The organism is Pseudomonas sp. TH06, from assembly GCF_016651305.1.
GTDB lineage: Bacteria > Pseudomonadota > Gammaproteobacteria > Pseudomonadales > Pseudomonadaceae > Aquipseudomonas.
The window spans coordinates 4,261,281-4,274,909 of the sequence record NZ_JAEKEC010000001.1; the positions used below are offsets into that span (position 1 = coordinate 4,261,281).

11 protein-coding genes are annotated in these 13,629 nt (G+C 60.0%); 4 read left to right on the forward strand and 7 right to left on the reverse strand.

The genetic code is table 11. The features are described from left to right. From JFT86_RS19220 to gloB, 6 genes are all read right to left on the reverse strand, one after another. On the reverse strand, positions 1 to 1,020 hold the full coding sequence (locus JFT86_RS19220) for an ABC transporter permease (protein ID WP_201237901.1): 1,020 nt from the start codon (positions 1,018 to 1,020) through the stop codon (positions 1 to 3). A gap of 1 nt (position 1,021) precedes the next feature. Beyond that, a complete protein-coding gene (locus JFT86_RS19225; protein ID WP_201237903.1) occupies positions 1,022 to 2,095 on the reverse strand; it encodes a microcin C ABC transporter permease YejB in 1,074 nt (357 codons plus the stop codon). A 4-nt stretch (positions 2,096 to 2,099) separates the two neighbouring features. Then, complete coding sequence (locus JFT86_RS19230; RefSeq protein ID WP_201237906.1) at positions 2,100 to 3,941, reverse strand: extracellular solute-binding protein; 1,842 nt, start codon at positions 3,939 to 3,941, stop codon at positions 2,100 to 2,102. After that, on the reverse strand, positions 3,938 to 5,770 hold the full coding sequence (locus JFT86_RS19235) for an extracellular solute-binding protein (protein WP_201237907.1): 1,833 nt from the start codon (positions 5,768 to 5,770) through the stop codon (positions 3,938 to 3,940). The genes JFT86_RS19230 and JFT86_RS19235 overlap by 4 nt, the downstream gene beginning before the upstream one ends. A 267-nt stretch (positions 5,771 to 6,037) precedes the next feature. Next, positions 6,038 to 7,501 (reverse strand): transglycosylase SLT domain-containing protein, encoded by a 1,464-nt coding sequence (locus JFT86_RS19240; RefSeq protein ID WP_201237909.1) that lies wholly within the window; start codon positions 7,499 to 7,501, stop codon positions 6,038 to 6,040. 99 nt (positions 7,502 to 7,600) lie between these two features. Beyond that, on the reverse strand, positions 7,601 to 8,368 hold the full coding sequence (gene gloB, locus JFT86_RS19245) for a hydroxyacylglutathione hydrolase (RefSeq protein ID WP_201237911.1): 768 nt from the start codon (positions 8,366 to 8,368) through the stop codon (positions 7,601 to 7,603). 66 nt (positions 8,369 to 8,434) lie between these two features. On the opposite strand from gloB, the gene JFT86_RS19250 reads away from it, so the two are divergent. After that, complete coding sequence (locus tag JFT86_RS19250; protein WP_201237914.1) at positions 8,435 to 9,193, forward strand: methyltransferase domain-containing protein; 759 nt, start codon at positions 8,435 to 8,437, stop codon at positions 9,191 to 9,193. Between the two features lie 91 nt (positions 9,194 to 9,284). Then, on the forward strand, positions 9,285 to 9,755 hold the full coding sequence (gene rnhA / locus JFT86_RS19255; RefSeq protein WP_064390484.1) for a ribonuclease HI: 471 nt from the start codon (positions 9,285 to 9,287) through the stop codon (positions 9,753 to 9,755). A 116-nt stretch (positions 9,756 to 9,871) separates the two neighbouring features. Here rnhA and JFT86_RS19260 read toward each other — a convergent pair whose 3' ends face one another. Then, entirely contained in the window at positions 9,872 to 10,177 is a 306-nt protein-coding gene (locus JFT86_RS19260) for a DUF2388 domain-containing protein (RefSeq protein WP_201237916.1), read from the reverse strand. Between the two features lie 188 nt (positions 10,178 to 10,365). Here JFT86_RS19260 and dnaQ point away from each other — a divergent pair, with 188 nt between their 5' ends. Together dnaQ and JFT86_RS19270 are read left to right on the forward strand one after the other, a co-directional pair. Further along, positions 10,366 to 11,124 (forward strand): DNA polymerase III subunit epsilon, encoded by a 759-nt coding sequence (dnaQ, locus tag JFT86_RS19265; protein WP_201237917.1) that lies wholly within the window; start codon positions 10,366 to 10,368, stop codon positions 11,122 to 11,124. Between the two features lie 245 nt (positions 11,125 to 11,369). Then, entirely contained in the window at positions 11,370 to 13,625 is a 2,256-nt protein-coding gene (locus tag JFT86_RS19270; protein WP_201237919.1) for an Orn/Lys/Arg decarboxylase N-terminal domain-containing protein, read from the forward strand. The last annotated feature ends 4 nt before the right edge of the window (positions 13,626 to 13,629 follow it).

The window sequence follows — 13,629 nt, forward strand, 5'->3', positions numbered from 1 at the left end:
TCACTTCCTCGGGTCGAAGGCATCGCGAGCGGACTCGCCGATAAACACCAGCAAACTCAACATCAACGCCAGCACGGCAAACGCGCTCATGCCCAGCCACGGCGCTTGCAGATTGGACTTGCCCTGCGCGACCAGTTCACCCAGCGACGGACTGCCGGCCGGCAAGCCGAAACCGAGGAAGTCCAAAGCGGTGAGGGTGCCGATGGCGCCGGTGAGGATGAACGGCATGAACGTCATGGTCGACACCATCGCGTTGGGCAGGATGTGGCGAAACATGATCGCGCCGTTCTGCATGCCCAGCGCCCGCGCTGCGCGGACGTATTCGAGGTTGCGGCCACGGAGGAACTCGGCGCGCACCACATCGACCAGGCTCATCCACGAGAACAGCAACATGATCCCCAGCAGCCACCAGAAATTCGGCTGGACGAAACTGGCGAGAATGATCAGCAGATACAGCACCGGCAAGCCCGACCAGATCTCCAGAAAACGCTGGCCAGCGAGATCGACCCAGCCGCCATAGAACCCCTGCAACGCGCCGGCAATCACGCCAATGATCGAGCTCAACACGGTCAACGTCAGTGCGAACAGCACGGAAATACGGAAGCCGTAAATCACCCGCGCCAATACATCGCGGCCCTGATCGTCGGTACCCAGCAAGTTGTCCGCAGAAGGCGGGGCCGGGGCCGGGACTTTCAGGTCGTAGTTGATGCTTTGATAGTTATAGGGAATCGGCGCCCACAACACCCACGCATCCTTGGCCTTGAGCAGTTCGCGGATGTACGGGCTTTTGTAGTTGGCCTCCAGCGGGAATTCGCCGCCGAACGTGGTTTCCGGGTAACGCTTGATCGCCGGGAAGTACCAGTTGTTGTCGTAATGCACCACCAGCGGCTTGTCGTTGGCGATCAGTTCGGCGCCAAGACTCAGTCCGAACAGCAGCAGAAACAGCCACAGCGACCACCAGCCACGCTTGTTGGCCTTGAACAGTTCGAAGCGGCGGCGGTTGAGAGGAGACAGGTTCATCTCAATGCTCCCGGCTTTCGAAGTCGATGCGCGGATCGACCAGGGTGTAGGTGAGGTCGCCGATCAGTTTCACCACCAGCCCGAGCAGGGTGAAGATGAACAGGGTGCCGAACACCACCGGGTAATCGCGGTTGATCGCCGCTTCGAAGCTCATCAGGCCGAGACCGTCGAGGGAGAAGATCACTTCCACCAGCAACGAGCCAGTGAAGAAGATGCCGATGAACGCCGAGGGAAATCCGGCGATCACCAGCAGCATGGCGTTGCGGAACACATGGCCGTACAGCACGCGATTGCGCGTCAGGCCCTTGGCCTTGGCGGTGACCACGTATTGCTTGTTGATCTCGTCGAGGAAGCTGTTTTTGGTCAGCAGGGTCATGGTCGCGAAGTTACCGATCACCAGCGCCGTCACCGGCAATGCCAGATGCCAGAAGTAGTCGAGGATCTTGCCGCCCAGGCTCAGCTCATCGAAATTGTTCGAGGTCAGCCCGCGTAACGGGAACCAGTCCAGATAACTGCCGCCTGCGAACACCACGATCAGCAGGATCGCAAACAGGAACGCCGGGATCGCATAGCCGACGATGATCGCCGAGCTGGTCCAGACGTCGAAGTGGCTGCCGTGTCGCGTGGCCTTGGCGATCCCCAGCGGGATCGACACCAGGTACATGATCAGCGTGCTCCACAGCCCCAGCGAGATCGACACCGGCATCTTTTCCTTGATCAGGTCGATGACCTTGGCGTCGCGGAAGAAGCTGTCACCGAAATCCAGCGTGGCGTAGTTCTTGACCATGATCCACAGACGTTCCGGGGCCGATTTGTCGAACCCGTACATGTGCTCGATTTCCTTGATCAGCGCCGGGTCCAGGCCTTGTGCACCGCGATACGACGAGCCGGCCACCGACACTTCAGCACCGCCGCCGGCGATGCGGCTGGTGGCGCCTTCGAAGCCTTCGAGCTTGGCGATCATCTGCTCCACCGGGCCGCCGGGCGCGGCCTGGATGATCACGAAGTTGATCAGCAAAATGCCGAACAGGGTCGGAATGATCAGCAACAGTCGTCGAAAAATGTACGCCAGCATCTGATTACTCCGTGCCCACAGGTTCGGCTTGCAGTTGGTTTTGCACTTCTACCGCAGGTTTCGCATCGGGCTTGACCCACCAGGTGTTAATGCCGATGTCGTACTTGGGGGAGACTTTCGGGTGGCCGATGTGGTTCCAGTAGGCCACGCGCCAGGTCTTGATGTGCCAGTTGGGAATCACGTAATAGCCCCACTGCAACACACGATCCAGCGCACGGGCATGGGCCACCAGATTTTTCCGCGAATCGGCATTGATCAGGTTCTCGACCAGTTGATCGACGATCGGATCCTTCAAACCCATGGTGTTGCGGCTGCTCGGTTTGTCGGCGGCAGCGCTCATCCAGTATTCGCGCTGCTCGTTCCCCGGCGAGTTGGACTGCGGGAAGCTGCCGACCACCATGTCGAAGTCCCGCGAACGCACACGGTTGATGTACTGCGAGACGTCGACGCGGCGAATCACCAGCTCGATACCGAGGTCGCTGAGGTTGCGCTTGAACGGCAACAACACGCGTTCGAATTCGGTCTGCGCCAGCAGGAATTCGATAACCACCGGTTTGCCGGTGGCGTCGACCATTTTGTCGTCGACGATTTTCCAGCCGGCCTCTTGCAGCAACTGATACGCCTCGCGCTGTTGCGTGCGGATCATGCCGCTGGCGTCGGTTTTCGGGTTCTCGAAGGCTTCGCTGAACACCTGCGCCGGCAGTTTGCTGCGGAACGGATCGAGGATCGCCACCTGTTCGGCATCAGGCAGGCCGGTGGCGGCCATTTCCGAGTTTTCGAAGTAACTGCGGGTGCGGAAGTAAGCGCCGTTGAACAGTTGTTTGTTGGTCCATTCGAAGTCGAACAGCAGGCCGAGCGCCTGCCGCACCCGCACATCCTGAAACACCGGGCGGCGCAGGTTGAAGACAAAGCCCTGCATGCCGGTCGGATTGCTGTTGGCGATCTGTTCCTTGATCAAGCGTCCCTCAGTGACGGCAGGGATGTTGTAAGCGTTGGCCCAGTTTTTTGCTGTCATCTCCAGCCAGTAATCGAACTGCCCGGCCTTCAAGGCTTCGACGGCTACGGTGTTGTCGCGGTAATAATCGGTGGTCATCACGTCGAAGTTGTAAAAGCCGCGATTGACCGGCAGATCCTTGCCCCAGTAGTCCTTGACCCGCTCGTAACGCACCGAACGGCCGGCCTTCACTTCGGCGACCTTGTACGGGCCACTGCCGAGCGGGATTTCCAGATTGCCCTTGGCAAAATCGCGATCGGCCCACCAGTGCTTCGGCAGCACCGGCAATTGGCCGAGGATCAGCGGCAACTCGCGGTTGTTGGTGTGCTTGAACTTGAACAGCACCTTGAGCGGGTCTTCCGCGATGACTTCGGCGACATCACTGTAGTAGCCGCGAAACAGTGGCGAGCCTTCTTTGGTCAGCGTGTTGAAACTGAACACCACGTCGTCGGCGCGCACCGGGTGACCATCGTGGAAGCGCGCTTCGGGGCGCAGGTAGAAACGTACCCAGCTGTTGTCCGGGGCTTTTTCGATCTGGCGGGCGATCAGGCCGTATTCGGTGAACGGCTCGTCGAGGCTGTGCTTGGTCAGGGTGTCGTAGATCTGCCCGACATCATCGGCCGGCACGCCTTTGCTGATGAACGGGTTGAGGCTGTCGAAGCCGCCGAAACCGGTCTGACGGAACACGCCGCCCTTGGGCGCGTCGGGGTTCACGTAATCGAATTGCTTGAAATCGGCCGGGTATTTCGGCGGCTCGTTGTACAGGGTCACGGCGTGTTGCGGGGCGGCAAAGGCCAGCCCGGCGAACAACAGGCCGCTGGCCTGCACGAGCAGGGCGCGGATGGGGCTCATTGATCTTTCTCCGAAGACTTCAGCCACCACGCGCTCAGGCCCAGGGTGTAGGGCGGCGTGGTGACGAAGGCCAACCGGTTGCGGTAGGCCAGACGGTGATAATTGAGGTACCAGTTGGGAATGCTGTAGTGCTGCCAGAGCAGCACACGGTCGAGCGCCTTGCCGGCGGCGACCTGTTCGTCGCGGGTTTGCGCGGCGAGCAATTGTTCGAGCAGGTGATCGACTACCGGATTGGCGATGCCCGCGTAATTCTTGCTGCCCTTGACCCCGACCTGACTGGAATGGAAGTACTGCCATTGCTCAAGGCCCGGGCTGAGGGTCTGGTTGAGCGTCATCAGGATCATGTCGAAGTCGAACTGATCCAGACGTTGTTTGTACTGCGCACGATCGACTGTGCGCAGGCGCGCATCGATGCCGATGCTGTTGAGGTTCTCGATGTACGGCTGGAGGATCCGTTCAAGATTCGGGTTGACCAACAGCAGTTCGAAACTCAGCGGCTGCCCAGCGGCGTTTTGCAGGCGCTGGCCGTTGAGCTTCCAGCCCGCCTCGGCGAGCAGCGCCAGGGCCTTGCGCATGGTTTCCCGGGGGATGCCGCGACCATCGGTATGCGGCAGGGTGAACGGCTCGGTGAACAGCTTGGCCGGGAGCTGATCCTTGTACGGTTTGAGCATCAGCCATTCATGCCCGACCGGCAGCCCCGTCGCGGAAAACTCGCTGTTGGGGTAATAACTGGTGGTGCGCTTGTAGGCGTCGCTGAATAGTGCGCGGTTGGTCCATTCGAAGTCGAACATCAGGCCCAGCGCTTCGCGGGTTTTCACGTCGGAAAACGTTGCGCGCCGGGTGTTCATGAACAGGCCCTGGCTCTGGGTCGGGATCTGGTGCGGGATCTGCGCCTTGATCACGTCGCCACGGCGCACCGCCGGGAAGTTGTAGCCGTTGGCCCAGTTCTTCGCTTGATGCTCGATGTAGATGTCGAACTCGCCGGCCTTGAACGCTTCGAAGGCGACGTCGCTGTCGCGATAGAACTCGACTTCCATGCGATCAAAGTTGTACTTGCCGCGATTGACCGGCAGGTCCTTGCCCCAGTAATCCTTGACCCGTTCAAAGATCAACTGCCGCCCCGGCGTCACCGAGGTAATGCGGTAAGGGCCGCTGCCCAGCGGCGGTTCGAAGGTGGTGGCCTTGAAGTCGCGGTCTTTCCAGTAATGCTGCGGCAGCACCGGCAGTTCACCAAGGCGCAGGATCAGCAACGGATTGCCGGAGCGTTTCATCACGAAGCGAATGCGCTGCGAGTTGAGGATGTCGACCCGCGACACTTCCTGCAACGCAGTGCGGTACAGCGGATGACCTTCCTTGAGCAGCAGGCGATAGGAGAACGCGACGTCGTAGGCGGTGATCGGCGTACCGTCATGAAAACGGGCTTCCGGGCGCAGATTGAACACCACCCAGCTGCGATCTTCGCTGTATTCCACCGACTGCGCGATCAAGCCGTAACTGGACGCCGGTTCATCACCGGACGGCGAATACTGGCCGGTGCCGACCATCAGTGGCTCGTTCAGCTCGTTGATGCCGTACTGGAGGAAATTCGGCGTGGTCACCGGGCTGGTGCCCTTGAAGGTGTAAGGGTTGACCGTATCGAAAGTGCCGAACGCCATCACCCGCAACGTACCGCCCTTGGGCGCTTGCGGGTTGACCCAGTCGAAGTGGGTAAATCTGGCCGGGTACTTGAGCGTGCCGAACTGCGCATAACCGTGACTTTCGGTAATCGTCGCGCTTGCGGTTGAGCTCAAGGCCAGGCTGATCAGGAGCAGGAGGAGGGGACGCTTCAAGTCAGATCCGATCCAGGCGGCTTGGGCTTAGTGGGCCGTACAGTAACAGCTTGTCTGGACGCTGTTAATCGTTACTCGGTGCTCAGCTGATTTGCTTCTGTGGCGAGGGGATTTATCCCCGATGGGTCGCGCAGCGGCCCTGCTCATTGACAGGAAAGAAGGGACTGCTGCGCAGTCCGTCGGGGATAAATCCCCTCACCACAGGAAATCCACTGGTCACAATAATTTCGGCCAAAAAAAGCCCCTGAAATTTCAGGGGCCTTTCTATCAGCGTGACTGATATACCGTGAGCATCTGCCCCGGCTTCAACGCCTTGCCAGCCCCCGGATTCCAGCGCTTGAGATGTTGCATCTCAACATTGAAACGCTTGGCGACCACGTACAGCGTGTCGCCGCGTTTGACCTTGTACTGGGTCTGCTGCTTGCTGTCGTCTTTGGCTTTGGACTTGCTGTTGGCCGCAATCACCGTGTTGACCCGACCACTGTTGCGAGCCGGAGCGCGCTTGGTGGTGTCTTGCATGACCAGGGTCTGGCCGACCTTGAGGTTCTTGCCGGTCAGCTTGTTCCAGCGTTGCAGGTCCTTCACTTCGACCTTGTTGGCCTTGGCGATGGAGCCGAGGTTGTCACCACGTTTCACACGGTAGGCGCGTTTGAGTTTCGCCACCTCTGTCGGGTCGGCACCCTCGAACACCGGTTTCAGCGAACGCGTGCTGATCAGCTCTTCCGGGCGCATGGTCTGCAGACTGGCTGTCAGCAGTTGCGCCTTCGACGTTGGCACCAGCAAATGCTGGGGGCCATCGATGGTGGTGCGCTGCTTGAATGCCGGATTGAGCTGGAACAGTTCGTCTTCGTCGATGTTGGCAACCGCAGCAACCTTGGACAGGTCCATGCGCTGGTTGATTTCGACGACCTGGAAGTACGGTTCGTTGGCGATCGGGTTGAGGTTTACGCCGTAGGCCTCAGGTGCCAGTACCACTTGCGACAGCGCCAGCAGCTTCGGCACGTAAGCCTGGGTTTCCGCCGGCAGCGGCAGGTTCCAGTAGTCGGTTGGCAGGCCGAGCTTCTCGTTACGTTCGATGGCGCGGCTGACCGTGCCTTCGCCGGCGTTGTACGCCGCCAGGGCCAGCAGCCAGTCGCCGTTGAACATGTCGTGCAGGCGAGTCAGGTAATCCATCGCTGCGGTGGTCGAGGCGGTGATGTCGCGCCGGCCATCATAGAAACGGGTCTGGCGCAGGTTGAAGTAACGCCCGGTGGAAGGAATGAATTGCCACAGGCCCACCGCATCGGCGCGGGAATAGGCCATCGGGTTGTAGGCACTCTCAATCACTGGCAGCAGGGCCAGCTCCAGCGGCATGTTGCGCTCTTCGAGGCGTTCGACGATGTAGTGGATGTAGAGGCTGCCGCGTTCGCCGGCATTCTCGAGGAAAGAGGGATTACTGGCGAACCACAGGCGCTGCTGCTCGATGCGCGGGTTGACGCCCAGGCCTTCCTGCAACTGGAAGCCCTGGCGCATGCGTTCCCAGATGTCCTGGGGAACCTGTGGGCTGGGCTTCTCGGTCAGCCAGATCGGCTTCTGCTTGGCTCGCGCAGCAATATTTGGCGTATGTGTCGCTTCAGTCTGCGGAGCATGGCTGGAACAGCCCGCCAGCGTGGCGGACACAGCCACCGCGATGGCTTGCGCCAGGCGGGTCAATGCGTCTGAATTGACGGACTTACGTATGGATGACGACATTGGCTGGAAGTAAGTTCCGGGCAAAAATGTCGGGCGATTCTAGAAAGCGCACCCCTTGCGGTCAACCATTCAGAATTTTTGTACCAAGCCGTGAGTCACTTAGAACTTATCTTTCCATGCCCGCAAGGCCGCAAAAACCTCGCTCGGCGCCCGGTTTTGAGCGCCGGCCCGTTCGTCCACTTTTTGTGTAACTAATATTTCAGAGGTGCGCAAAAACGGATTTGTGAGCTTTTCCAGAGCCAGGGTCGAAGGCAGCGTCATGACACCGTTTTGCCGTTGCTGGGTAACTTTTTCCAGACGGGCGGCAATGTCCGGGTTGCTCGGCTCGACAGCGGCGGCAAACTTGAGATTGCTCAGGGTGTATTCGTGGGTGCAGTAGACCAGCGTGTCTTCAGGCAGGGCAGCAAGTCGGCTGAGCGAGTGGTGCATCTGCTCAGGCGTGCCTTCGAACAAACGGCCGCAACCGGCAGCGAACAGGGTGTCGCCGCAGAACAGCAGGCCGTGGTGGTAATAGGCAATGTGTCCCAGGGTGTGACCGGGCACCGCATAGACATCGAAGTCCCAGCCGAGCACGCTGACGCTGTCGTTGTCCTTGAGAGCGACGTCCCGCGCCGGGATGCTTTCGCTGGCCGGGCCGTAGACTGTCGCACCGCTCGCCGCTTTCAAGCGTTCGACGCCGCCGACATGATCATGGTGATGGTGGGTGATCAGAATGTCGCTCAGCACCCAGCCGGGATGGGCGGCAAGCCAGGCCTGTACGGGAGCGGCATCGCCGGGATCGACCACCGCGCAACGCTGGGTGCGGTGATCCTGTAACAACCAGATGTAGTTGTCGGTGAACGCGGGCAGGGCACTGATCTGTATCATCGTCGGAATTCGCCAAGCGGAAAACATTGGCGCATCTTAGTAGTTCCTGGCGCGTTGGAGAATGACATGACCGATAAAGCGTTCGCTCAGGCCGATCCCGACTGGCTGGCGTTGATCAGCGCCGCCCGTGAATGGCTGTCGGGCCCGCTCGGGCAGTTTCTGCTGGATGAGGAGCGGCGCATGCTCGAAGACGAGCTGGGCCGGTTCTTTGGCGGTTATCTGGTGCATTACGGACCATCCGCCGAAACCCCGCCGGCGGCGCCGCAAGTGCAGCGTAATGTGCGCCTCGGTGCGCCGTTGCCCGGGGTCGAGATTGTCTGCGAAGAGCAGGCCTGGCCGCTCAGCGAACACGCGGCCGATGTCGTGGTGATGCAACACGGTCTGGATTTCTGTCTGTCGCCTCATGGTCTGCTGCGTGAAGCGGCGAGCAGTGTGCGCCCCGGCGGGCATCTGCTGATCATCGGCATCAATCCCTGGAGCTCCTGGGGGCTGCGTCACGTATTCGCCCACGATGCCTTGCGTCAGGCGCGGTGTATCTCGCCGTCGCGGGTCGCCGACTGGCTCAATCTGCTCGGCTTTGCGCTGGAGAAACGCCGCTTCGGGTGCTATCGTCCGCCGCTCGCGTCGCCCAAGTGGCAGGCCCGTCTGGCCGGCTGGGAACGCAAGGCCGGTGACTGGCAACTGTCGGGCGGCGGCTTCTATTTGTTGGTCGCGCGCAAGATCGTGGTCGGGCTGCGGCCGCTGCGTCAGGAGCGTCGCGAGCCGATGGGCAAGCTGATTCCACTGCCGATGGCCAAGGTCAACCGCCGTCGTATCGAACCGTAAACCTTCTTTTATTTGTGGCCGGGTATATCCCGGCCCGGGCCATCGTCGATCCGTGATCGGCGAGGCAAACATTTATTCTGGATAGAGTGGCATGAGCGAAAGCGTTGAAAGCGTCGACACCGTAGAACTGTTCACCGATGGCGCCTGCAAGGGCAACCCCGGCCCGGGCGGCTGGGGCGCGTTGCTGGTGTGCAAGGGCGTCGAAAAGGAACTGTGGGGCGGCGAGGCCAACACCACCAACAACCGTATGGAGCTGCTCGGCGCCATCCGTGGCCTCGAAGCCTTGAAGCGCCCGTGCGAAGTGCTGCTGGTCACCGACTCACAGTACGTGATGAAGGGCATCAACGAATGGATGGCCAACTGGAAGAAGCGCGGCTGGAAGACCGCAGCGAAGGAGCCAGTGAAAAACGCTGATCTGTGGAAAGAACTGGATGAGCAGGTCAACCGCCACAAGGTCACCTGGAAGTGGGTGCGTGGGCACATCGGCCATCACGGCAACGAGCGGGCTGACCAACTCGCCAACCGTGGCGTTGACGAAGTGCGCGGTTACAAGCAGACCTGAGCCCTGTTTGAAATACATTCCCCTGTAGGAGCTGCCGAAGGCTGCGATCTTTTGATCTTGCTTTTAAAAGATCAAGATCAAAAGATCGCAGCCTTCGGCAGTTCCAGGGGAATTTGTTACAGGATCAGAATGGCCTCGGCCAGTTGCCGGTCGGTATACACAGAATCCTTCAGCACCTCCCGTATCCGCAAAAAAGCCGCTTCCATCCGCACCCCGCGAATCTCCCCTCCACTCGCCACAAACGCCGCCGCATCATCCTTCGCCGCCAGCACAATCTTGTCGTCCTTGAACGATCCACTGGTGCCTTTGCTTGAGCTGAGCGTCAGGCTCATGGTGATGTCGGTGCTGATGACGAAGCTGGTGGCATGCGCTTCGGCAACCAGCAAGCAGCCACCGAGCAATAAAACCTGTGCAGTCTTCATGACGCGTTTTAACCCGTGGGAAACAAGCCGCGCACGCTAACAAGCCGATTGCCGATAGACTTTATGAACATTGCTAATGATTGTTAAAAACTGCATAAGCGCCGATCACCCGGCGGTGCGCGACTCACGCCGCGAGCGTGTTAACATCCGCGTTTTTGCACGATTGACCCGTTGAGAGCTGAGCACTGATGGCCACCAGATCCGTTGTACTCGATACCGAAACCACCGGCATGCCGGTGACCGATGGTCACCGGATCATTGAAATCGGTTGCGTCGAACTGATCGGTCGGCGCCTGACGGGCCGGCATTTTCATGTTTATCTGCAACCGGATCGCGAGAGTGATGAAGGCGCCATCGGCGTTCACGGCATCACCAACGAATTTCTTGTCGGCAAGCCACGTTTTGCCGAAGTCGCCGATGAGTTCTTCGAATTCATCAAAGGCGCGCAGCTGATCATCCACAACGCGGCGTTCGACGTTGGCTTCATCAACAACGAATTCGCCTTGATGGGCCAGCAGGATCGCGCCGACATCACCCAGCATTGCTCGATCCTCGACACCCTGATGATGGCCCGGGAACGTCACCCGGGGCAGCGCAACAGCCTCGATGCGTTGTGCAAACGTTATGGCGTCGACAACTCCGGCCGTGAGCTGCACGGCGCTTTGCTCGACTCGGAGATTCTTGCCGACGTTTACCTGACCATGACGGGCGGCCAGACCAGCCTGTCGCTGGCAGGCAATGCGTCGGACGGTAATGGTTCGGGCGAAGGCGCGGATAATTCTGCTACCGAGATCCGTCGTTTGCCGGCGGATCGTCAGCCAAGCCGGATCATTCGCGCGACGGAAGAAGAGCTGGCGGCGCACCTTGTGCGGTTGGAGATTATCGCCAAATCCGCCGGTGGCCCGGCGTTGTGGACGCAGATTGCCGAGGCTGATGCCCAGGCCTGAGAGATCCTCTGTGGCGAGGGAGCTTGCTCCCGCTCGGCTGCGAAGCAGTCGCAAAATATGTACACCCGTTTTGTCTGAAAGAGTGCAAAGGGACGCTTCGCGCCCCAGCGGGAGCAAGCTCCCTCGCCACAAAAGCCGAGTCAGGCTCAATGAAGCCAAGTGGCCACCCTCGCGCCTTTCGCTGCAACCCTCTACCCTGAGTGCATTGGCGGGTTCGAATCCGCCGCCTCAGGACACTGAGCCCCATGTACAAAGATTTGAAGTTTCCGGTGTTGATCGTCCATCGCGACATCAAGGCCGACACGGTCGCCGGTGACCGTATCCGTGGCATCGCCCGGGAGTTGGAGCAGGAAGGTTTCAGTATCGTTTCGGCCACCGACTACACCGAAGGGCGTCTGGTGGCTTCGACCCATCATGGCCTCGCGTGCATGCTGATTGCCGCCGAGGACGCCAGCACGAATTCGCATCTGTTGCAGAACATGGCCGAACTGATTGGCCTGGCGCGGGTGCGCGCACCGGATCTGCCGATTTTTGCCCTGGGCGAACAGGTCACTCTGGAGAACGCCCCGGCCGATGCCATGGCCGAACTCAATCAGCTACGCGGCATTCTTTACCTGTTCGAAGACACCGTACCGTTCCTCGCCCGGCAAGTGGCGCGGGCGGCGCGCAAGTACCTGGACGGCCTGCTGCCACCGTTTTTCAAGGCACTGGTGCAACACACCGCCGATTCCAATTATTCCTGGCACACCCCCGGTCACGGCGGTGGCGTGGCGTATCACAAGAGTCCGGTGGGGCAGGCGTTCCATCAGTTCTTTGGCGAAAACACGCTGCGTTCGGATTTGTCGGTCTCGGTGCCTGAACTGGGTTCGTTGCTCGATCACACTGGCCCGCTTGCGGAGGCTGAGGCGCGGGCGGCGCGCAATTTCGGCGCCGATCACACGTTTTTCGTGATCAATGGCACCTCGACCGCCAACAAGATCGTCTGGCACTCCATGGTTGCTCGCGACGATCTGGTGCTGGTCGATCGCAACTGCCACAAGTCGGTGTTGCACGCGATCATCATGACCGGCGCGATTCCGCTGTACCTGTGCCCGGAGCGCAATGAGCTGGGGATCATCGGCCCGATTCCGCTGAGCGAATTCAGCCGCGAATCGATCCAGGCCAAGATCGACGCCAGCCCGCTGACCAAGGGCCGCGCACCAAAAGTGAAACTCGCGGTAGTGACCAACTCGACCTACGACGGGCTTTGCTATAACGCCGAACTGATCAAACAACACCTCGGCAACAGTGTCGAAGTGCTGCACTTCGACGAAGCCTGGTACGCCTATGCGGCGTTTCATGAATTCTTCGCCGGGCGTTACGGCATGGCCACTTCACGCAGCGAAGACAGCCCGCTGGTGTTCACCACCCATTCCACGCACAAACTGCTCGCCGCGTTCAGTCAGGCGTCGATGATTCATGTGCAGGACGGCGGTGCGCGACAGCTGGATCGGGATCGTTTCAACGAAGCATTCATGATGCACATCTCGACGTCGCCGCAGTACAGCATCATCGCCTCGCTGGATGTCGCTTCGGCGATGATGGAAGGTCCGGCCGGGCGCTCGCTGTTGCAGGAAACCTTCGACGAAGCCCTGAGTTTCCGTCGTGCGCTGGCCAATCTGCGTCAGCACATCGCGGCCGATGACTGGTGGTTTTCGATCTGGCAGCCGCCGGGCGTCGAAGGTATCGAGCGGGTGAAAACCGCAGACTGGCTGCTGCAGCCGGACGCTGAATGGCACGGTTTCGGCGAGGTCAGTGACGATTACGTCTTGCTCGATCCGATCAAGGTGACGTTGGTGATGCCGGGGTTGAATGCCGGCGGCGCGTTGAGCGAGAAGGGCATCCCCGCCGCCGTGGTCAGCAAGTTCCTCTGGGAGCGCGGGCTGGTGGTGGAGAAAACCGGGTTGTATTCGTTTCTGGTGCTGTTCTCCATGGGCATCACCAAAGGCAAATGGAGCACGCTGCTCACCGAGTTGCTGGAGTTCAAGCGCAGTTACGACGCCAACGTCAGTCTGGCCACGTGCCTGCCGTGTGTCGCGCAGGAAGACACCGCGCGTTATCGCGGCATGGGCCTGCGCGATCTGTGCGATCAATTGCACGCCTGTTATCGCAGCAACGCCACCGCCAAACATCTCAAACGCATGTACACCGTACTGCCGGAAATCGCCATGAAACCAGCCCACGCCTACGATCATCTGGTACGCGGTGAAGTCGAGGCGGTTCCGATCGACGAGCTGGAAGGCAGAATTGCAGCGGTGATGCTGGTGCCGTATCCGCCGGGGATCCCGTTGATCATGCCCGGTGAGCGCTTTACCGAATCGACCCGTTCAATCATCGATTACCTGAAATTTGCCCGCACGTTCGATAGCAGCTTTCCCGGTTTTGTCGCCGATGTGCATGGACTGCAACACGAAGACGAAGGCAATGGACGGCACTACACCGTCGATTGCGTCAAGGAATGAGGAC

Coding starts and splice junctions, on each gene's coding strand:
- JFT86_RS19220 (WP_201237901.1), bottom strand. CDS start 1,020: ATGAACCTGTCTCCTCTCAACCGCCGCCGCTTCGAACTGTTCAAGGCC.
- JFT86_RS19250 (WP_201237914.1), top strand. CDS start 8,435: ATGACCGATAAAGCGTTCGCTCAGGCCGATCCCGACTGGCTGGCGTTG.
- gloB (WP_201237911.1), bottom strand. CDS start 8,368: ATGATACAGATCAGTGCCCTGCCCGCGTTCACCGACAACTACATCTGG.
- JFT86_RS19225 (WP_201237903.1), bottom strand. CDS start 2,095: ATGCTGGCGTACATTTTTCGACGACTGTTGCTGATCATTCCGACCCTG.
- JFT86_RS19270 (WP_201237919.1), top strand. CDS start 11,370: ATGTACAAAGATTTGAAGTTTCCGGTGTTGATCGTCCATCGCGACATC.
- JFT86_RS19240 (WP_201237909.1), bottom strand. CDS start 7,501: ATGTCGTCATCCATACGTAAGTCCGTCAATTCAGACGCATTGACCCGC.
- JFT86_RS19230 (WP_201237906.1), bottom strand. CDS start 3,941: ATGAGCCCCATCCGCGCCCTGCTCGTGCAGGCCAGCGGCCTGTTGTTC.
- JFT86_RS19260 (WP_201237916.1), bottom strand. CDS start 10,177: ATGAAGACTGCACAGGTTTTATTGCTCGGTGGCTGCTTGCTGGTTGCC.
- rnhA (WP_064390484.1), top strand. CDS start 9,285: ATGAGCGAAAGCGTTGAAAGCGTCGACACCGTAGAACTGTTCACCGAT.
- dnaQ (WP_201237917.1), top strand. CDS start 10,366: ATGGCCACCAGATCCGTTGTACTCGATACCGAAACCACCGGCATGCCG.